General features: G+C 73.1%; 17 protein-coding genes. 8 read left to right on the top strand and 9 right to left on the bottom strand.

All coding sequences use genetic code 11. The annotated features are described in order from the left end of the window. Positions 1 to 32 precede the first annotated feature (32 nt). From AC07AZ_RS31290 to AC07AZ_RS31275, 4 genes are all read right to left on the bottom strand, one after another. Positions 33 to 542, bottom strand: a complete 510-nt coding sequence (locus AC07AZ_RS31290; protein WP_478853690.1) for a hypothetical protein — start codon at positions 540 to 542, stop codon at positions 33 to 35. Beyond that, positions 526 to 1,017, bottom strand: coding sequence for an RNA polymerase sigma factor (locus AC07AZ_RS31285; protein WP_356034911.1), 492 nt, complete (start codon positions 1,015 to 1,017; stop codon positions 526 to 528). Before AC07AZ_RS31285 ends, AC07AZ_RS31290 begins: the two co-directional genes overlap by 17 nt. Before the next feature lie 108 nt (positions 1,018 to 1,125). After that, positions 1,126 to 1,740 carry a class F sortase gene (locus AC07AZ_RS31280; protein WP_478853688.1) on the bottom strand — a complete coding sequence of 205 codons (615 nt, stop codon included), beginning with the start codon at positions 1,738 to 1,740 and terminating at the stop codon, positions 1,126 to 1,128. Further along, on the bottom strand, positions 1,737 to 2,120 hold the full coding sequence (locus AC07AZ_RS31275; protein ID WP_478853686.1) for a sortase-dependent protein: 384 nt from the start codon (positions 2,118 to 2,120) through the stop codon (positions 1,737 to 1,739). Before AC07AZ_RS31275 ends, AC07AZ_RS31280 begins: the two co-directional genes overlap by 4 nt. A gap of 540 nt (positions 2,121 to 2,660) precedes the next feature. Here AC07AZ_RS31275 and AC07AZ_RS31270 point away from each other — a divergent pair. Next, a complete protein-coding gene (locus AC07AZ_RS31270) occupies positions 2,661 to 5,441 on the top strand; it encodes an alpha/beta hydrolase family protein (RefSeq protein ID WP_478853684.1) in 2,781 nt (926 codons plus the stop codon). A gap of 121 nt (positions 5,442 to 5,562) precedes the next feature. Here AC07AZ_RS31270 and AC07AZ_RS31265 read toward each other — a convergent pair whose 3' ends face one another. After that, positions 5,563 to 6,753: a polyamine ABC transporter substrate-binding protein gene (locus AC07AZ_RS31265; RefSeq protein WP_478853682.1), complete on the bottom strand. Its 1,191-nt coding sequence runs from the start codon at positions 6,751 to 6,753 to the stop codon at positions 5,563 to 5,565. Between the two features lie 183 nt (positions 6,754 to 6,936). Then, positions 6,937 to 8,385 carry a gamma-aminobutyraldehyde dehydrogenase gene (locus AC07AZ_RS31260; protein ID WP_478853680.1) on the bottom strand — a complete coding sequence of 483 codons (1,449 nt, stop codon included), beginning with the start codon at positions 8,383 to 8,385 and terminating at the stop codon, positions 6,937 to 6,939. A 226-nt stretch (positions 8,386 to 8,611) separates the two neighbouring features. Between AC07AZ_RS31260 and AC07AZ_RS31255 the strand changes: the two genes are divergently transcribed. From AC07AZ_RS31255 to AC07AZ_RS31225, 7 genes are all read left to right on the top strand, one after another. Further along, a complete protein-coding gene (locus AC07AZ_RS31255) occupies positions 8,612 to 9,112 on the top strand; it encodes an Lrp/AsnC family transcriptional regulator (RefSeq protein ID WP_478853678.1) in 501 nt (166 codons plus the stop codon). Beyond that, positions 9,097 to 10,479, top strand: a complete 1,383-nt coding sequence (locus AC07AZ_RS31250) for an aspartate aminotransferase family protein (protein ID WP_478853676.1) — start codon at positions 9,097 to 9,099, stop codon at positions 10,477 to 10,479. Before AC07AZ_RS31255 ends, AC07AZ_RS31250 begins: the two co-directional genes overlap by 16 nt. A 254-nt stretch (positions 10,480 to 10,733) precedes the next feature. Beyond that, positions 10,734 to 11,474 (top strand): ABC transporter ATP-binding protein, encoded by a 741-nt coding sequence (locus tag AC07AZ_RS31245; protein WP_478853674.1) that lies wholly within the window; start codon positions 10,734 to 10,736, stop codon positions 11,472 to 11,474. Then, positions 11,456 to 12,856 carry a hypothetical protein gene (locus AC07AZ_RS31240; protein WP_478853672.1) on the top strand — a complete coding sequence of 467 codons (1,401 nt, stop codon included), beginning with the start codon at positions 11,456 to 11,458 and terminating at the stop codon, positions 12,854 to 12,856. The genes AC07AZ_RS31245 and AC07AZ_RS31240 overlap by 19 nt, the downstream gene beginning before the upstream one ends. A 97-nt stretch (positions 12,857 to 12,953) precedes the next feature. Then, positions 12,954 to 13,361, top strand: a complete 408-nt coding sequence (locus AC07AZ_RS31235; RefSeq protein WP_478853670.1) for a VOC family protein — start codon at positions 12,954 to 12,956, stop codon at positions 13,359 to 13,361. Between the two features lie 170 nt (positions 13,362 to 13,531). After that, the gene (locus tag AC07AZ_RS31230; RefSeq protein ID WP_478853668.1) at positions 13,532 to 14,683 is read left to right on the top strand and encodes an LOG family protein; all 1,152 of its coding nucleotides are present in this window, start codon (positions 13,532 to 13,534) and stop codon (positions 14,681 to 14,683) included. 161 nt (positions 14,684 to 14,844) lie between these two features. Next, a complete protein-coding gene (locus AC07AZ_RS31225) occupies positions 14,845 to 15,540 on the top strand; it encodes an LAETG motif-containing sortase-dependent surface protein (RefSeq protein ID WP_478853666.1) in 696 nt (231 codons plus the stop codon). Between the two features lie 74 nt (positions 15,541 to 15,614). Here the strand turns inward: AC07AZ_RS31225 and AC07AZ_RS31220 are convergent, their stop codons facing one another. The 3 genes from AC07AZ_RS31220 to AC07AZ_RS31210 are packed head-to-tail and all read right to left on the bottom strand — an operon-like array spanning position 15,615 to position 19,380. Continuing rightward, complete coding sequence (locus AC07AZ_RS31220) at positions 15,615 to 16,634, bottom strand: ABC transporter ATP-binding protein (RefSeq protein ID WP_478853664.1); 1,020 nt, start codon at positions 16,632 to 16,634, stop codon at positions 15,615 to 15,617. Then, entirely contained in the window at positions 16,634 to 18,235 is a 1,602-nt protein-coding gene (locus tag AC07AZ_RS31215; RefSeq protein WP_478853797.1) for an ABC transporter permease, read from the bottom strand. The genes AC07AZ_RS31220 and AC07AZ_RS31215 overlap by 1 nt, the downstream gene beginning before the upstream one ends. Positions 18,236 to 18,282: 47 nt before the next feature. Beyond that, the gene (locus AC07AZ_RS31210; protein WP_478853662.1) at positions 18,283 to 19,380 is read right to left on the bottom strand and encodes a thiamine ABC transporter substrate-binding protein; all 1,098 of its coding nucleotides are present in this window, start codon (positions 19,378 to 19,380) and stop codon (positions 18,283 to 18,285) included. Between the last annotated feature and the right edge of the window lie 129 nt (positions 19,381 to 19,509).

Below are 19,509 nucleotides of genomic sequence, written 5' to 3'. Positions count from 1 at the left end.
CGGTGGGGGCCGGCACCTCGCGGTCGCGGGTCTCAGGGCCGGCTGCCGCCGGCGGACGGGACGCCGGCCTCCTGGCGTGCCGTGGACGGGGCGGGAGAGGCGGGGGTCGGTGCGGTCGACGGCTCCACCGACACCGGGACCTCCGGCGTGGGCGTGCGGAGGGAGGTCGGCCGGGCGGTCGTCGCGGCGGGACCGGCGGACGCGCTCCGCGGGTCCGGGACCGGAACGGCCGGCGCGGTCGTCGCGGCGCGGCCGCCGGACGGCGCCGAGGGTGTGCTCGCGGGCGGCGGGGCGAGCGGCACCACCGGAGAGGCGGGGGTCCCGGACGTCGTGAGCCGCAGCGGCAGCACGACACACGCGGCGACCGCGCACACCACGCCGGCCCCGGCCGCGGCACGGACCAGCCGGCGGCGGGCGGCGCCGCGGCGGATCGCCTCGTAACGGCCGGCCGGCGGGCCGAGGTAGCCGGAGGCGGGCCGCAGAATGACGGCGAGCGGGTCGTCGGGGTCGAAGTCCGGACCGTCGTCAGACTGTGTGATCAAGACTTCTCCTCAGGTGGGCGCGGAGCAGTTCGCGGGCCGCGTGGAGGTCGGCCTTGACGGTTCCTTCCTTGCGCCCGGTCAGCGCGGACACCTCCCGGATCGGCATGTCAGCGTAGTAGTGCAGCAGGATCGGCACGCGCAGCCGTTCCGGCAGCGACTGCACCAGCAGACGTACCGACGGATCGGCGGGTTCGGCCGGCGGGCGTACGGCGGCCTCGTGGGTGGCGCGGTGCACGGCCCGGCGCTCGCGCTCCAGCTTGCGCCAGTGGTCGCGGACGAGGTTCGCCGCGGTGACGTAGAGGAACCCTCGGGGCTCCGCCACGGCGGTCCAGCGGGCCCAGAGCCGGGTGAACGCCTCCGAGGCGATCTCGTGGGCCGTCTCGTCGTCGTCGACCAGGCGGCGGCACCAGCCGGCGAGGCGCGGGTAGAGGGCGGCGAACAGTTCGGACGCTGCCTTCTCGCGGGACCGTTTCAACGCTCTCCATGGTCGTGGGCGACTCGTGGGCGCCGGTGGGCGCTCACGGAGGAGGAGCCCGGGCCGGCGGCGTACGTTCCGCCGGCCCGGGAACCGTGTGCCGTCGGGTCAGGGGCTCGCGGACGCCGGCGCGGCGAACACGATCACGTTGTCGAGGTATCCGGCCCCGCTGCGGGGGCCGCCGCACGTGATGAGCCGCAGCTCCGGACGGTCCACGTCGCCGTAGACCTCGTCGGTCGGGAAGTCCGCCTTGGCCACCGTGCGGACGGAGGTGACGGCGAACTCCGCACGGCTGCCGTTCTCCAGGCGCGCCACGACACGGTCGCCCCGGCGCAGCTCCGCCAGGCGGCGGAAGACCCCGTCACCGTAGGCGCCGACCGTGACATGGCCGAGGATCACCGACGGGCCGACCTGACCCGGCGTCGGCGAGTGCCGGTACCAGCCGGCCCGGTCGTGGGCCTCGACCGGGGGCACCTGCATGCTGCCGTCGGCGGCCAGCCCCAGCCGCATGACCGGGGTGTCGACCCCGATGGCCGGGATGCGCAGCCCGACCGGCACCGAGCGGGCGAGGGTCCGCGGCGCGGCCTTCCCGGCGGACCGGGAGGGTGCCGGCGTGCGGGTGGGGCGCGCGGTCGCGGGACGGCCGCTCTCGTGGCCGGCGCAGCCCGCGAGCAGCGAGGCCGTCGCCGCGGTGACGAAGGCGCGCCTGGAGAGGGAGGTCATTCCCCGGTCGCCCGCCGGCGCCGTACGACGAGGACGGCCGCGCCACCGACGGCGAGCGCCGCGGCCGCGCCGCCGCCGACCGCCGCGGCCGGTGTTCCGGACCCCTGCGACGTCGGCGCCACACCGGTGTTGGGCGCCGTGCTCGGTACGACGGACACCTGGGCCGGGGCCGGGGTGGCCATCCGGGTGGGCTCGGCGCTCGGGGCGGGCGTGGCGGCGCGGGTGGGCGCGGCGCTCGCCGCCGGGGTGGCCGCCTGGGTCGGCGCGGCGCTCGGCCTGGTGGTGGCGGCCGGGCTCGCCCCGTCGGCGAACGCGGGCACGGTGCCGGCCAGTACGGCGGTGGCCGCGAGTGCCAGGGCGCTCAGAACAGTTCGGCGCATGGATCGCTCTCTTTCGTCGGTCCGCCCACCCGGTGGACGGGCGGGTCGGGCTGGGGATCGAGCGGAGAGACGAGGCAGCGGCCCGGCAGGTTGTAAAGAGAAGGCAAAGTACGCGAGGGGATGTCGACGGCCGCGCGGGAGCGGGGAGTTCGGCACCCTCCGGTTCGAGCCGGCTTCGTGTCCGGCTCGCGCTCGGTTCGTGTCCGGCTCGCGCTCGGCAGGCGTCCGGTTCACGCGCGACCCTCGTCCAGTTCACGCTCGGCCCGCGCCCTCTTCACGCTCACCTCGCGCTCGGCCCGCGCCCTCTTCGCGCTCGGCCCGCGGCCGGTTCACGCGCGGCTCGCTTCCTACGCGCGCGGTTCGCGCCGGCGGCTTTCTCCCGGCGCCCGCACGGGCACGCGCGGGTGACTCGATTCCTGTCCCGCCCGGGCACATTTCCCGGCACAGGCAACCCACAGGGCCCGTTTCGCTTCCTCCGGGGCGCGAGGGGCTCCCGGGACCGACGCGGCGCCCGCGCTCGAAACGTGAGGAGGGGACCCTTTGAACCACACCCGGCGCATAGGTGTCACCGCCGTGGCCGTGCTCGCGGCCCTGGCGGGCTCACCAGGGCTGGCCCAGGCCCAACAGCCGCCCCATGTAGGGGCGTTGGCGGTGGACGCGGACAGTCCACTGCCGCCGGGCTGGCGCGTCACCGGCAAGGGCGTGACGCGTGAACTGGTCTGGCGCTCCGACCGGCGCGTGCCCGCGGGTGACGCCCGCGTCGAGTTCCACGCGGACGGACGGCTGCTCGGTGTGCCGAAGGCCGCCGGGGACGGCCGCACCTTCCGGCTCGCCCTGACCGACGCCACCCCGCTCAAGGACCTCCAAGTCCTCGCCGCCGGACGCCGGTTGGACGCGTCCGCCGACGCCGCCGGCCGGAAGCCGAACAACTCGGCGGTGGCCGTGACGCCGCCGGCCCGGCTGCCGGCGAACCCCGTGGACCCGGGCAGGCCCGGCGCGTACCGCACGGCCACCGGCGAATACACCCTCGACTCCGTGAAGTTGCCGGGCTTCGCCCAGCCGGTCGAGATGCGGGCCGTCGTCGTGGCCCCGAAGGGCGCCACCGGCAAGCGGCCGCTCGCGCTGTTCCTGCACGGCCGTCACGCCACGTGCTTCAAGCCGGGCGGCACCGAGGACGACGTGACCATCGACTGGCCCTGCGCGCCCGGCACCCGGCCGATCCCGAGCTACAAGGGCTACCTGGAGGACCAGGAACTGCTGGCCTCCCAGGGCTATGTGACGGTGTCGATCTCGGCGAACGGCGTCAACGGCCAGGACGGGGAGGCCGAGGACGCCGGCGCGCAGGCGCGCTCCTCCCTGGTGCGGCAGCACCTCGCCACCTGGGCCCGCTGGGCCACCCACCCGCGCACCGCCCCCGCGGGCGTACCCGACGCGGCCGCGGCCGACCTGTCCCGCGTCCTGCTCGTCGGCCACTCCCGCGGCGGCGAGGGCGTCAACAGGGCGGCCATGGACAGCCTTTACCCGCCGCCCGCCGCGCAGGACGGATACCGGGGCCCGGTCCGGTGGAAGATCCGCGGGACCGTTCTCATCGGACCGACGATCTTCGGCCAGAATCCGGTCGCCGACGTGCCGTCCACGACGATCCTCCCCGGCTGCGACGGTGACGTCTCCGACCTCCAGGGCGAGGTGTACACCGACGGGACCCGCGGGGTCAGCCGGGGCACCGCCCTGCACAGCTCCGTCTACGTCGTCGGCGCCGACCACAACTTCTTCAACACCGAGTGGACGCCGGGCAAGTCCCAGGCGCCCTCCTCCGACGACTTCTACGAGGAACCGGGCAGTCCGCGGGACCGGTTGTGCTCCCCGGGCGCCCGCACCCGGCTGACGGCCGACCAGCAGCACCGGGCCGGCGCCACCTACATCGCCGCCGCCGCCCGGCTGTTCGTCGCCGGCGACGACCGGGTGCGCCCGCTGCTCGACGGCACGGGCCGGCGCGCGCCCTCGGCCGACCCGGCCCGCGTGCTCACCCACGCGGTGGGCGCCCGCCGCACGGGCGGCCTCCTGCCCGACACCCCGGGGGTGAAGGTGAGCGGCGGCAGGCTGTGCTCGGCGGTCGACCCCGACCCGGCGGTGGCCTGCCTCGCCCCCGACACCAAGGGCTCCTCGCCGCACTTCGCGTCGTGGGCGACCGAGAAGGAGGCGGGCCGCCGCGCGGTCGCGCTGAAGTGGTCCGCGCCCGGCACGGTGACCACGGTCCGCCCCGCCGCACCGGTGTCCCTCTCCGGCGCCCGGAGCCTGACGCTGCGCGTCTTCGTGCCGCCGAACACGACCGGCACCAAGCTGGACGTGGCCGTCACCGACTCCTCGGGACGCCGGGCGAAGCTCGGCCGGGTCCGGGTCGACGGACTGCCCGGCACCGGGCGCACCGCCTCCTACTGGGCGCGTGAGGTGCGCGTCCCGCTGACCGCGGCCACCCGCGCCCACCTCGACCTGAGGCACGTCAAGTCCCTCGACCTGACCGCGCGTTCACGGTCCGGGCGGGCCTGGCTGATGGACGCCTGGGGCTGGGCCCCCGGCACCCCGGCGGTGAAACCGGTGGCGCTGCCGCGCGTCGACATCGGCCGGCTCAGTGTCCAGGAGGGTGACTCCGGCACCCGCACCTACCATGTCCCGGTCCGTGTCTCCGGTCACGGCACCGGCAGGGTCCGCTTCTCCGTCCTCGACCCGGACACCGGTCGGGCCGAGGACAAGCTGGTCACGGTCCGGCCGGGCAGCACCCCGATCGACGTGCCCGTGGTGGTGAAGGGCGACACCCGCTTCGGCTACGACAAGCAGCAGGACCTCGTCGCCAAGGCAGTGCGCGGCGCCGTGGTCGGCTCGTACGTGGGCGGGGTCACCGCGCTGAACGACGACCCCGTGCCCGAGGTCACCCTCACGCCGGTCACGGACCGGGTGACCGAGGGCGGGACGCTGACCTGGCGGCTCTCCCTCCCCGAACCCGCCGACGTGGAGATCTGGCAGCCGATCCGGGTCGTTCCGGTCACCGAGGGCGCCGAACTGTCCACCAAGGACGTGGACCCGCAGTGGCTGATGGACTACGCCGGTGACGTCCCCGACCCGGAGCGCCCGCTCTCCCGGGCGAACCTGTGGGTGTGGACCGGCGTCCCGGCCGGCGCCACCACCGCCGACTTCGTGGTGCCGACGGTGAAGGACCACCTGACGGAGCCGACCGAGTCGGTGCGCCTCGCCCTGACCGACGACAACGCCAACCCCCTCCCCGGCCGTCCCACCCTGACGGGCACGGTGGAGGACACACCGTAACCACGTGTACCGGGGGCGTGGACAGGCCGGCCGAGTGCCCCTGTCCACGCCCTCACCCGTGCCCGGCCCGCACCTGCTCCGGAACCCGGCCGTCGCCCCCCGCCGAGCCCCCCGTCACCGCCTACAACCCCACAACCGCGTTCCACCGCCTCGCGAACTCCACCCGTTCCGTCGACGTGATGTCCCGGGCGACGGACAGCCGGCCGCGCATCGTGTCGTCCGGGAAGATCAGCGGGTTCTCGGCGAGGGCGGCCGTGTCCTCGTCGCCGGACGCGGCGAGTACGTCACGGGCGGCCGGGACGGGGCAGACGTAGTTCACCCAGGCGGCCAGTTCCGCGGCGGCCTCGGGCTCGTAGTAGTAGTCGACCAGCCGCTCGGCGTTGGTCTTGTGACGGGCCCGGTCGGGGATCATCAGGGAGTCCGACCACAGCTCGGCGCCCTCCTCGGGCACGACGAAGCGGATGTCGGGGTTGTCGGCCTGGAGCTGGATGACGTCCCCGGAGTACGCCTGGCAGGCCAGCACGTCTCCGCTGACGAGGTCCTTGGTGTAGTCGTTGCCGGTGAAGCGGCGTATCCGGCCGGTGCTGACGTACTTCTCGACCTGGTCGACGACCCGGTGGAAATCGTCCGCCGTCCAGGCCGTGATGTCCACGCCGTTGCCCTGCATGAGCAGCGCGAACGCCTCGTCCAGGCCCGACAGCAGCGTCACCCGGCCCTTCAGGTCGCTCGCCCACAGGTCGGAGACCTGGCGCAGTTCCCGGCCCAGCCTGCGGCGGTCGTAGGCGATGCCGGTGATGCCGGACTGCCACGGCACGGTGTAGCGGCGGCCCGGGTCGAAGGCGGGTGAACCCAGCAGCGGGTCCAGGTACTTGGTGACGTGCGGCTGACGGGCCCGGTCCATCTCCTGGACCCAGCCGAGCCGGACGAACCGCGCGCACATCCAGTCGCTGACGACGATCAGGTCCCGGCCGGTCTGCTGGTGGTTCATCAGTGCCGGGCTGATCTTGCCGAAGAACTCGTCGTTGTCGTTGATCTCCTCGACGTAGTCGACGGAGATCCCGGTGCGTTCGCGGAAGGCGTCCAGCGTGGGCCGGCCGGTGCTGTCCTCGTCGTCGGTGTCGATGTACAGCGGCCAGTTGGCCCAGGTCAGCCGTTTCTCGTCGGCGGAGAGGTCCGCGCCGGCCCGGTCGCCCGGCGCCACGTACGCGCCGGGCACCCCGCAGCCGGCGAGAGCGCCGAGCGCCCCACCCGCTCCCAGCGCGCGCAGCAGGGTCCGGCGGGTGAGCGAGGAGGTGGTGCGTGTCAGGCGCATGGACGCAGCCTGCCGGGGAGCCGGGCGCCGGACAATCGACGCTGCGTCGAGCACACCGCCCCCGCCCGGACACCTTGTCGAGAACCGAAGGCAAACCCCTCAGGGGCGCGGGGAACCGCGCGACCAGCCACAACGCACCGGCAGCCGCCCCGCACCCCCACAGGCAGCGAAACCCGCGGAGCGCTACGCGTCGAGCGAGGTCATGACGTGCTTGATCCGCGTGTAGTCCTCGAAGCCGTAGCCCGAGAGGTCCTTGCCGTAGCCGGACTTCTTGAAGCCGCCGTGCGGCATCTCGGCGACGAGCGGGATGTGGGTGTTGATCCACACGCAGCCGAAGTCGAGCTTCTTGGACATGCGCATCGCGCGGCCGTGGTCCTTGGTCCACACGGAGGAGGCGAGGGCGTAGTCGACGCCGTTGGCCCACTCGACGGCCTGCTCCTCGTCGGTGAAGGACTGCACGGTGATGACCGGCCCGAAGACCTCGTTCTGGATGATCTCGTCGTCCTGCTTCAGCCCGGAGACGACGGTCGCCGCGTAGAAGTAGCCCTTGTCGCCGACCCGCTGACCGCCCGCCTCGACCTTGGCGTGGGCGGGCAGCCGCTCGATGAAGCCGCTGACCTGCTTGAGCTGGTTGGGGTTGTTCAGCGGGCCGAAGAGCACGTCCTCGTCGTCCGGCTGCCCGGTCTTCGCCTTCGCGGCGGCCTTGGCCAGGGCGGCGACGAACTCGTCGTGGATGTCCTCCTGGACCAGGACGCGGGTGGCGGCCGTGCAGTCCTGGCCGGCGTTGAAGAAGCCCGCGACGGAGATGTCCTCGACGGCCTTGGCGATGGCCGCGCTGTCGAGGTCCCCGAAGACGACGACCGGCGCCTTGCCGCCCAGCTCCAGGTGGACCCGCTTGAGGTCCTTCGACGCGGACTCGGCGACGGACATGCCCGCGCGCACCGAGCCGGTGATGGAGGCCATCGCCGGGGTCGGGTGCTCGACCATGAGGCGGCCGGTGTCCCGGTCGCCGGTGACGACGTTGAAGACGCCCTTGGGCAGGATGGAGCCGACGATGTCGGCGATCAGGACGGTCGAGGCGGGCGTGGTGTCCGAGGGCTTCAGGACGACCGTGTTGCCGGCCGCGATCGCCGGCGCGAACTTCCACACCGCCATCATCATCGGGTAGTTCCACGGCGCGACCTGGGCGCAGACGCCGACCGGCTCACGGCGGACGATCGAGGTGAGGCCCTCCATGTACTCGCCGGCCGAGCGACCCTCCAGCATCCGGGCGGCGCCGGCGAAGAAGCGGATCTGGTCGATCATCGGCGGGATCTCCTCGTCCCGCGTCAGGCCGATCGGCTTGCCCGTGTTCTCCACCTCGGCCGCGATGAGTTCCTCGGCCCGCTCCTCGAACGCGTCCGCGATCTTCAGGAGGGCCCTCTGCCGCTCGGCGGGCGTCTTGTCGCGCCAGACCGGGAAGGCGGCGGCGGCGGCCGCCATGGCGGCGTCCACGTCCGCCTGCCCGGACAGCGGGGCGGTCGCGTACGCCTCGCCGGTGGCGGGGTTGACGACCTCGGTGGTCCGTCCGTCGGCGGCGTCCCGGAACTCACCGTCGATGTAGTTGCGCAGACGACGCAGCTCGGTGCTCACTGCCGGCCTCCTGTCGGTTTCTTACTGCTGGGGGTGTGCGTGCGATCCATGGGCACTCTCGGGGAGTGTCCACTCACTGAGACACCCACCCTAATCGGCAGGCCCACGTTTTCAACACCCCCGCTCCGCGCCTCGCTGCGAAATCCGCAGGTCTCGGTCACGTAAACAACGAATTTCATTGGTGCGGCCTTGCGGAACTGTCGAGACGTCGTGCACAGTGAAGCCCGTGGCCAGTCGAAGCGCAGACCCCAGGGACTCCCGCGAGTCCAGGAACGGCAGTCCCCAGCTGGACTCCGTCTCCCTCGCCATCATCGAGCAGCTCCAGCAGGACGGCCGCCGGCCGTACGCCGCGATCGCCAAGGCCGTCGGCCTGTCCGAGGCCGCCGTGCGCCAGCGCGTGCAGAAGCTGCTCGACCAGGGCGTGATGCAGATCGTCGCCGTGACGGACCCGCTCACCGTGGGCTTCCGCCGGCAGGCGATGGTCGGCATCCACGTCGAGGGCGACGTGGAGTCCGCGGCCGAGGCGCTGAGCGCCATGCCCGAGTGCGAGTACGTGGTGATGACCGCGGGGTCCTTCGACCTCATGGTGGAGGTCGTCTGCGAGGACGACGACCACCTCCTGGACGTCATCAACAAACGCATCCGGGCCCTGCCCGGAGTGCGCTCCACCGAGAGCTTCGTCTACCTCAAGCTGAAGAAGCAGACCTACATGTGGGGAACCCGATAACCGTGAGCTCCAAGGACCTCAGCCGAACCGCGTACGACCACCTGTGGATGCACTTCACCCGCATGTCCTCGTACGAGAACTCCCCCGTCCCGACCATCGTCCGGGGCGAGGGCACCTACATCTACGACGACAAGGGCAAGCGCTACCTCGACGGTCTCGCCGGACTGTTCGTGGTCCAGGCCGGCCACGGCCGCGTGGAACTCGCCGAGGCGGCGTTCAAGCAGGCGCAGGAGCTGGCGTTCTTCCCCGTGTGGTCCTACGCCCACCCGAAGGCCGTGGAGCTCGCCGAGCGGCTCGCGGACCACGCCCCGGGCGACCTGAACAAGGTCTTCTTCACCACCGGCGGCGGTGAGGCGGTCGAGACCGCCTGGAAGCTCGCCAAGCAGTACTTCAAGCTCCAGGGCAAGCCCACCAAGTACAAGGTCATCTCCCGCGCGGTCGCCTACCACGGCACTCCGCAGGGCGCCCTGTCCATCACCGGTCTGCCGGCCCTCAAGGCGCCCTTCGAGCCGCTGGTGCCGGGCGCGCACAAGGTCCCGAACACCAACATCTACCGCGCCCCGCTCTTCGGCGACGACCCGGAGGCCTTCGGCCGCTGGGCCGCCGACCAGATCGAGCAGCAGATCCTCATGGAGGGCGCCGACACCGTGGCCGCGGTCTTCCTGGAGCCGGTCCAGAACGCCGGCGGCTGCTTCCCGCCGCCGCCCGGCTACTTCCGGCGGGTGCGCGAGATCTGCGACCAGTACGACGTGCTGCTGGTGTCCGACGAGGTCATCTGCGCCTTCGGCCGCCTGGGCACGATGTTCGCCTGCGACAAGTTCGACTACGTGCCGGACATGATCACCTGCGCCAAGGGCATGACCTCGGGCTACTCCCCGATCGGCGCCTGCATCATCTCCGACCGCCTGGCCGAGCCGTTCTACAAGGGCGACAACACCTTCCTGCACGGCTACACCTTCGGCGGCCACCCGGTGTCGGCGGCCGTGGGCCTGGCCAACCTCGACCTGTTCGAGCGGGAGGGCCTCAACCAGCACGTGCTCGACAACGAGGGCGCCTTCCGCTCCACCCTGGAGAAGCTGCACGACCTGCCGATCGTCGGCGACGTCCGCGGCAACGGCTTCTTCTACGGCATCGAGCTCGTGAAGGACAAGGTCACCAAGGAGTCGTTCGACGACGAGGAGACCGAGCGCGTCCTGTACGGCTTCCTCTCCAAGGCGCTCTACGACAACGGCCTGTACTGCCGTGCCGACGACCGCGGCGACCCGGTCGTCCAGCTCGCCCCGCCGCTGATCTCCAACCAGGAGACCTTCGACGAGATCGAGCAGATCCTGCGCGCCACGCTGACGGAGGCGTGGACGAAGCTCTGATCTTCGGATCTTCGCCCGCCGCCGGGTCCCCGTCACCCACACGGGTCCCCCGGCGTCCCGGATCCTTCCGATCCTGTGATCAACACCGGCCCCGGTGCCGCCCATTCGAGTGAGAATGGGCCGCCCGGGGCCGTGTGCTGTCCGGCCTCCCCCCGCGCACTGCCTAGCGTGCCGAGTGACCGATCGGCCCTGTCTTCGTTCCCCCGCACGGGGGACAAGGCAGGGAAAAACGGATCAGAACGAGGTGTACGCACATGGAGGCCCCGCCCGACAACGACGTGCTGTGGGCACGCGCCCTGCACTTCCGGTACCAGGACGGATCACCCGGACTCACCGGCGTCTCCCTCGGCGTCCGCGAGGGCGAGATCCTCGCCGTCAACGGGCCGCGCGGCAGCGGGAAGACGACCCTGCTGCAGTGCCTGGCCGGTCTGACCCCGGTCCAGCGCGGCGAGGTCTGGTTCAACAGCGTGCCCGTGCACACGATGGGCCCGCTGACCCGGGAACGGCTGCGCCGCGACCGCTTCGGCTGGATCGACCCGGCCCCCGTACTGGTCCCCGAGCTGAACGTCTGGGAGAACGCGGCCCTGCCCCTGATGCTGCGCGGCACCAGCAGGCGCCGCGCCCGGACGGCCGCCCTGGAGTGGCTGGAGCGCCTCGACATCGGTGACAGCACCCGCAAGCGCCCGCACGAACTCCTCCAGGCGGAGCGGCAGCGCGTCTGCATCGCCCGCGCCCTCGCCCCCGCGCCCTCGGTCCTGTTCGCCGACGAGCCGACGGCGCCCCTGCACCGCGCCGACCGCGCCCACGTCCTGCGCACCCTCACCACGGCGGCCCGCTCGCACGGCATCACGGTCGTCCTCGCCACCCACGACCCGGAGACCGCCGCCCTCGCCGACCGCACGGTGTCGCTGCTCGACGGACGGCGCGTGCACACCGTGCACCTGCCGCCGGTCGCCGAGACGGAAGGCCGGGCCTCGTGCTCGCTGTCCGTCTGACGCGCGGCGCCCGTCCCGCCGTACAACTGCGCCGCCTGCTGGTGGCGGCGGCGTCGGCGGGCACCGGCTTCCTGTTCCTGTGCACCCTCGGACACGCGATGGGTCACCCGGAGGCCACCGCCGGCGCGCTCCTGCGGCTGGCCTGGTGCCTGACCCCGCTGGCCGCCACGGTGTACCTCGCGGTGGCCGTCGCCCGCACCGACCCGGGCACCAGGCCGCGCCCCGGGCTGTCGGCGATCGGGCTGGGCCCCGCCCGGCTGATGGCCGTCTCCGCCACGACGACCGCGCTGTCCTGCACGCTCGGCTCGATGCTGGCCCTCCTCTTCTTCCTGCACCTGCGCGGCGACCTGACGGGGATGCCGTTCGACGGGGCGGCGGCGGGATTCCTGGCCGCCGACGTGCCGCTGCCGCTGCCGGCGGCCCTGACCCTGCTGGCCCTGGCGCCGGTGATCGCCTCGGCGGCGGTGGCCATGACCCTGCGACCGCGGGAGACGCGGTCGTCGGGGGCGCGGGACGGGAGCGCCCCCGGCACGGCCCGACGGGTCCCGGCGCGCGGGTACGGCCGGTTCGGCGCGTACCGGCAGTCGACGGCGCGGGAGACCTTCGGGGCGTACGGCAGGTTCGGCGCGAGGCTCCGGGCCCGCCCGGCGACCGGCGCCCGGACCACCGGGGCGGCACCCCACCCCGGACCGGACAGCGCCCCGCACACGACGGTCACCGCGACCGCGGACACCACCGTGGCCACGACCGAGCCGGACGCGGACGGGCCCGCCGCCCCCCACGAGGCGCCCGGCGGGCTTCCCTGGGGCATCGCCGTCCTCGCCGCCGGTCTCGCGGTCGAGTCGTACGCGGGCCGGTCCGCGGGCGGCTCCGGCCTGAGCCTGCCCGGCGGCCTGACCACCGGCCCGGTCGGCGTCCTCGCCGGCTGGATCCTCGCCACCCTGGGCCTCGCCCTGGCCGGCCCCGGCCTCACCCATCTGTGCGGCCACCTCCTCCAGGCCGCCGCTCCCGGTCCACTGCGACTGCTGGCCGGCCGGGTGCTGATGGCGGAGGCCGGCCGGATCGGCCGCCCGCTCGGCGTCGTCTGCGCGGTCGCCTCCGCGGCGTACGCGGCGGGCGCGCTGGCCGAGGGCCCGTCGTTCGGCCCGCTGAGCACCCTCGGGGCGCTGGTCGTGAGCGGCTGCGCCGTCGCCACCCTGCTCACCGCGGCCGTCGAGGCCAAGCACGCCCGCGCCGACACCACGTCGGCCCTGTTGAGGCTCGGCGCACCGGCCACGATGCTGCGCGGCGCCGCCGCCCTGCGGGCCGGCGCCCTGCTCGCGCTGTTCGTCCCGCTCACCCTGGCCGTCGCCCGGCTCGCGGCGCTTCCGCTGACCCGCTGACCGGCCCGGCGGAAGAAGCCGCGCGGACGGCGATGAGTTCCGGGCCGGCCCCCGGTCTACCCCACCGAACAGCACGCACCCGACGGGAGAGGCCCCCATGTACCAGCAGATGATCTTCGTGAACCTGGCCGTGAACGACGTCGACGTCTCGAAGAAGTTCTTCACGGAACTCGGCTACACGATCAACGCGCAGTTCAGCGACGAGAACAGCGCCAGCGTGGTGATCAGCGACACCATCGTCGCGATGCTGCTGAACAAGCAGCGCTACGCGGACTTCACCAAGAAGGAGATCGCGGACTCGACGAGGACCAGCGAGGTCCTGCTGTGTCTGAGCGCCGAGAGCCGCGAGAAGGTCGACGAGCTGTGCGACCGGGCGATCGCGGCGGGCGGCTCGGCCTCCGGCGAGACCCAGGACCACGGCTTCATGTACGGGCGCGCGTTCGACGACCCGGACGGCCACACCTGGGAGATCATGTGGATGGACCCGGCGGCGGTCCAGGGCTGAACCCACCGGACCGACCGCCGGTGCCCGGTGCCGCGACCGCCCTCTCGCGGCTCCGGCCGAAAGCCCCGGTACGTCCGGTACGGGGACGTCCGGCCGGCACGCCGAGAGCCGGCACCGGACGCCGCTCCCTGACGGGCAGACGTCGCCTGTCGCGGCCCTAGCATGGGCGGGTGCATCCGACACCCGCCCAGCCGGCCCACCCCTTCCAGCTCGCCGAGCCGCACGCCGGCTCGCGCGACCGCGAGATCGAGTCCCTCGCCGAGTTCGACGAGGTCGTCTCCACGCACCGCTCGCTCACCCACCACCGCGTGCAGGCCGTCGACCTGACGGGCCGTGGGGACGTCCTGCTCACGGTGGACGTCACGGGCGCCGTCTTCCTCGGCTGCCCGATGGACCCCGAGGCGACGGCCCGCATCCGAGCCGCCGGCGCCCTGGTCTTCCCGCCCGTCCCGGGGCTGCCCTTCGATCCGTACCGCGGTTTCGTGTACTCCCCCGACGAGTTGTTCGCCTCCCTCGACCAGGGGTACGAGGCGACCCCGGACGCGCTGGCGTACGCCTGGTTCCAGCGGACCAAGGCGGACGGCGACATCTTCGCGTCCATGCTCCGCTCGATCCACGACGACGCCGTCTCCGACGCGCTCGACGAACTCCTCGCCGGCGCGCGGGTGGTGGGCGTCATGGGCGGCCACGCGATGGAGCGCGGTACGCAGGAGTACGCGGGCGCCGCCCGGCTGGGGCGTGAACTGGCCCGCTCCGGCTTCACGGTGGCCACCGGCGGCGGTCCGGGCGCGATGGAGGCGGCGAACCTCGGCGCGTACGCGGCCCCGTTCGAGGAGAGCATGCTGCGGGAGTCCCTCCAACTGCTCGCCAAGGCGCCGTCGTTCCGCCCGTCGGTCGCCGACTGGGCGCGCGCCGCCTTCGACGTCCGCGCCGCCTGGCCCGGCGGCGGCTCCTCGGTGGGCATCCCCACCTGGTTCTACGGCCACGAGCCGCCGAACGCCTTCGCCTCGGACATCGCCAAGTACTTCGCCAACGCCACGCGTGAGGACGGCCTGCTGGCCCGCTCCAACGCCGGCGTGGTCTTCCTGCCGGGCGCCGCCGGCACCGTGCAGGAGATCTTCGACAACGCGACGCCGAACTACTACGAGTCGCGCGGCGAGCCGACGCCGATGGTCCTCGTCGACCGCGCGCACTGGACGGAACGGCTGCCCGCGTGGCCGCTTCTGCGGGCGCTGGCCCGGGAGCGGGCGATGGAGTCCCGTATCGCCCTCGTTGACCGAATCGAGGAGGCGCCCGAGGCGTTGAAACGTCTCGGCGGTTAATAAGCAGGCAAAGTCAGGGTACTTGGGGGGCATATTCATTGACATTGCTTATGGAACGCTTATAGACCTGTGAGACTGCTGGGGGTGGTGACGCCTCACCTCAAGCTCGCGTCATCTCCCCCTGAGACCCCCCTCAGTTGCGCATCCCGTGAAGGGCAAACGTGTCCATAACTCGTCGCACCGCACGTCGTTCCGTGCGCATCCTCGGTGTCGCCTCCGCCTCGGCCGCGCTCGCGCTCGGTGTCGCCGGACAGGCGCTCGCCTGCAACATCAGTGAGTTCTCCGCCGAAGCCACCTGCGACGGCGCCAACGGTGTCATCACCGTCACCGACAAGGACGCCTCCGGCACCCCCGCCACCGTCACCGTGTTCCTCGAGAACAACGGCGGCGACGTGAAGAAGGTGGGCGAGCAGGAGATCAAGGGCTCGCGTGAGGGTGTCACCATCACCTTCACCGAGAACTGGAAGCCGGACGCGGTCTACCGCGTCCACGTCCTGGCCGGCAAGCAGGTCGACAAGGACATCAGTCCGAACCTGACCACCCCCTCCACCGCCTGCGAGGCGGAGGACACCGGCACCCCGACTCCCACCCCGACGGGCACGCCGTCGCCGTCGGAGTCCGCCTCGACCCCGGCCGGGGAGTCGAAGTCGCCGACCCCGTCGGCGTCGGAAGGCGGGAGCACCGCCCCCGCCGACACCTCCAGCAACGCCCCGTCGCCCGCGGCCGGTGACTCCCACCTCGCCGAGACCGGTGCGAACTCCAACACCGGCCTGATCGCCGGCATCGCGATCGCCCTCGTCGCCCTCGGCGGCGGCGCGGTCTTCTTCGGCCTCCGCCGCCGCGGCACCTCCCGCTGACCCAGGCCGCACCAGCGCAACGGCCCGCCCCCGCACCGGGGGCGGGCCGTTCGGCTGCCGGGCCCGTGCGGTCGTCAGCCGAGGACGACGATCTCCGCCGGGTCGAACTGCGCCCCGACCGGGTCGCCGACCTCCGGTGCCGTGCGCAGGGGGCACGCCGCCTCCAGGGGCGGCGCGTCCTCGGGGCGCAGGCGGACGGCGACGTGGGTGCCCTTGAACGTGCGGGCGGTCACCGTGCAGGGCAGGCCCTCGCCGGGGGGTACCAGCCGTACGCCCGCGGGGCGCACCAGCAGGGTGCGGGGGCCCTGCGGCGCGTCCGCCGGGACCGGCAGCTTGCCCCAGGGGGTGCCGGCCACCTCGCCGGCCACCGTCCCCTCGACCACGTTGTCGAAGCCGAGGAAGCGGGCCACGAACTCGTCGGCCGGGCGCTGCCACACGTCGAGAGGCGTCCCGGACTGGGCGATCCGGCCGTCGCGCATCACCACGACCCGGTCGGCGAGCGCGAACGCCTCGCCCTGGTCGTGCGTCACCGCCAGCACGGTCGTGCCCAACACGGCGAAGAGTTCGCGCAGTTCGACCACCAGGCGCTCCCGCAGCGAGCGGTCGAGCTGCCCGAGCGGCTCGTCCAGCATCAGCAGCCGAGGCCGGGGCGCGAGAGCGCGGGCCAGCGCCACGCGCTGCTGTTCCCCGCCGGACAGGGAGGCGACGGCCCGGCGGCCGGCGCCCGGCAGCCCGACCAGGTCCAGCAACTCCTCCACGCGCGCCAGCTGTTCGCCCTTCGGTGCCCGGCGCACGCGCAGCCCGAAGGCGACGTTGCCGGCCACGTCCCGCTGCGGGAACAACTGGTGGTCCTGGAACATCAGGCCGACACCCCGCCGGTGCGCCGGCACGCCCGTCTGGTCGCGCCCGTCGAGCAACACCCGGCCGGAGTCCAGGGGTTGCAGTCCCGCCACCGCCCGCAGCAGCGTCGACTTCCCGCTGCCGCTGGGCCCGAGCACGCACACGACCTCGTGCTCGGCGACGCCCAGGCCGACGGCGTCCAGCACGGCCCGCCCGCCGAACCGCACGGTCGCGTCCTCCAGGCCCAGCAGCATCAGAACTCCCCCGTCCGGTCGGTCCGCAGCCGCTCCAGCACCAGCAGCGCCACCGCGCACACCACCATCAGAATCGTCGAAAGGGCCATCGCCTGGCCGTAGTTGAGTTCGCCGGCCCGGCCCAGCAGTCGCGCCACGGCGACCGGCAGCGTCGGGTTGTCGGGCCGCGCGATGAACACGGTCGCCCCGAACTCCCCGAGCGACACCGCGAACGCGAACCCGGCGGCGATCAGCAGCGCCCGCCGCACCATCGGCAGATCGACCTCGCGCCACACCCGCCACGGCGACGCCCCGAGCACCGCCGCCGCCTCCCGCAGCCGCCCGTCCACGGCCCGCAGCACGGGCAGCATGGTCCGTACGACGAAGGGGACCCCGACCAGCGCCTGCGCGAGCGGCACCAGGATCCACGACGACCGCAGGTCCAGCGGGGGTTCGTCGAGCGCGATCAGGAAGCCGAAGCCGACGGTCACCGCGGACACCCCGAGCGGCAGCATCAGCAGCGCGTCGAACCCGCGGACGAGCCGGCCCGCGTCCCGCCGGGTCAGGGCGACGGCGGCGAGCGCGCCGACCAGCACGGCGATCCCGGTGGCGGCGGCGGCGTACTCCAGCGAGTTGCCGACCGCCTCGATGGGCGCGACGAGGAAGAGCCCGCCGTCGTCGCTCGTCAGCGCCCGGTAGTAGCCGAAGTCCGGCGCGTCGAGGGAGCGCCGCACCAGCACGGCCGGCGGCAGCACCAGCAGGACGGCGACGGACCCCAGGACACCGGCGAGCAGCGCCCACTGCCCGGCGCCGCGCGGCCGGCGCGCGGTCAGGGAGGCGTCCACCAGCCGCAGGGCCGTCTCCCTGCGCCGTACGCTCCAGGCGTGCAGGGCGAGGACGGCGCCCACCGCCGCGAACTGGATCAGCGTCAGCACGGCGGCCGTGGACAGGTCGAAGATCTCCGAGGTCTGCCGGTAGATCTCCACCTCCAGCGTCGAGAAGGTGGGCCCGCCGAGGATCTGCACCACGCCGAAGGACGTGAAGGTGAACAGGAAGACCATGAGCGCGGCGGCGGCCACGGCGGGCCCGAGCGCCGGCAGGGTCACCCGCCGCCAGGCCGCCGCCGGCGAGGCGCCGAGCATCCGCGCCGCCTCCTCCTGCCGCGGGTCGAGTTGCGCCCACAGCCCGCCGACCGTCCGTACGACGACCGCGTAGTTGAAGAAGACGTGCGCGAGCAGGATCGCCCACACGGTGGTGTCCAGCCGTACGCCCCACAGCTCGTCCAGCAGCCCGCCGCGTCCGACGAGCGCCAGGAACGCCGTACCGACGACGACCGTGGGCAGCACGAACGGCACGGTCACCACGGCCCGCAGGACCTGCTTGCCGGGGAAGTCGAGGCGGGCGAGGACATACGCGCCCGGCAGCGCGACCAGCAGGGTCAGCGCGGTGGAGGCGAGCGCCTGCCAGGTGGTGAACCACAGGACGTGCCGAATGTCGGGCTGCGTCAGGACGTCCGCGACGCGGCCGAGCCGCCACACACCGCCGACGTGCAGGCCGCGCGCGAGGATCGCGGCGACGGGGTAGGCGAAGAAGACCGCGAAGAACGCGACCGGTACGACCATGAGGCCGAGCCGGGCCGCGCTCCCGCGCCGGGTGCCGGCGGCCCTGGCTACTTCAGTACGAGTGAGGTCCACGACTTGACCCACTGGTCGCGGTGGCCGGCGATCGCGGCCGGGTCCATGGTCTCGGGGTGCGCGGCCTGCGGACCGTACTTCGTGAACTCCGCCGGCACCCGGGCGCCCTCCCGCACGGGGTAGACGAACATGTTGAGCGGCATGTCCTCCTGGAACTCCTCGGTGAGCAGGAAGTCGAGGAGCGCCTTGCCGCCCTTGGTGTTGCCCGCGTTGCCCAGCAGCCCCGCGTACTCCGTCTGGCGGAAGCAGGTGCCGGTCGCGACCCCGGTCGGCGCGGTGGCGGGCCGGGGGTCGGCGTAGATGACCTCGGCGGGCGGCGAGGAGGCGTAGGAGACGACCAGCGGCCGGTCGGCCTTGGCCTTCTTTCCGCCGGCCGAGCCGGAGAACTCCTCGTTGTAGGCCTGCTCCCAGCCGTCGACGACCTTGACGCCGTTGGCCTTCAGCTTCTTCCAGTACCCCTCCCAGCCGCCGTCGCCGTAGGAGGCGGCGGTACCGAGCAGGAAGCCCAGGCCCGGTGAGGAGGTGGCGGCGTTCTCGGTGACGAGGAGGTTTTTGTACGCCGGCTCGACCAGGTCGGCGAAGGAGGCGGGCGGGGTCAGCTTGTGCGCGCTGAACCAGCCCTTGTCGTAGTTGACGCAGATGTCGCCGGTGTCGATCGGCGTGACCCGGTGCCTGTCCCCGTCGACGCGGTACTCCGCCTTGACCAGGCCGGCGCCCTTCGCCTCGTACGGCTGGAACAGACCGTTGTCGAGCGCCCGCGACAGCAGTGTGTTGTCGACGCCGAAGAAGACGTCGCCCTGCGGGTTGTCCTTGGTGAGGATGGCCTTGTTGACGGCCTGCCCGGCGTCGCCGTCCTTGAGGACGCGCACCGTGTAGCCGGACCGCTTCTCGAAGTCCGCGAGGACGCTCTTGGAGACGGCCCACGAGTCGTGGCTGACCAGCGTCACGGTCCGGGAACCGGAGCCCGAGCCGCTGCCGTCCGAGCCGGACGAGGACCCGCACGCGGTGAGCGCGGGCAGCGCGACGAGGCCCAGCCCGACGGCCGCGGCCGTGAACTTCCTGGTGGTGCTCACTGATTCCTCCTGGCTGACCAGGAAGAGACGCGGCCCCGCCCGGACCGGCGGACGGTCGCGGGCAGGGCGCAACAGCTTGAGTGATGACCGAACTTCCTACCCAGAATGACCTGGGCGAGGTTCAGAGGG

This window comes from Streptomyces sp. NPDC043878 (assembly GCF_056435735.1).
Note: the sequence above shows the minus strand (reverse complement) of the source record. Positions and strands in the feature narration are given on the sequence as shown.

What these genes read in the sequence shown, in the direction of transcription:
- AC07AZ_RS31275 (WP_478853686.1), bottom strand. Translation starts at nt 2,120, where the DNA reads ATGCGCCGAACTGTTCTGAGCGCCCTGGCACTCGCGGCCACCGCCGTA.
- AC07AZ_RS31215 (WP_478853797.1), bottom strand. Translation starts at nt 18,235, where the DNA reads ATGGTCGTACCGGTCGCGTTCTTCGCGGTCTTCTTCGCCTACCCCGTC.
- AC07AZ_RS31235 (WP_478853670.1), top strand. Translation starts at nt 12,954, where the DNA reads ATGTACCAGCAGATGATCTTCGTGAACCTGGCCGTGAACGACGTCGAC.
- AC07AZ_RS31265 (WP_478853682.1), bottom strand. Translation starts at nt 6,753, where the DNA reads ATGCGCCTGACACGCACCACCTCCTCGCTCACCCGCCGGACCCTGCTG.
- AC07AZ_RS31220 (WP_478853664.1), bottom strand. Translation starts at nt 16,634, where the DNA reads ATGCTGCTGGGCCTGGAGGACGCGACCGTGCGGTTCGGCGGGCGGGCC.
- AC07AZ_RS31280 (WP_478853688.1), bottom strand. Translation starts at nt 1,740, where the DNA reads ATGACCTCCCTCTCCAGGCGCGCCTTCGTCACCGCGGCGACGGCCTCG.
- AC07AZ_RS31245 (WP_478853674.1), top strand. Translation starts at nt 10,734, where the DNA reads ATGGAGGCCCCGCCCGACAACGACGTGCTGTGGGCACGCGCCCTGCAC.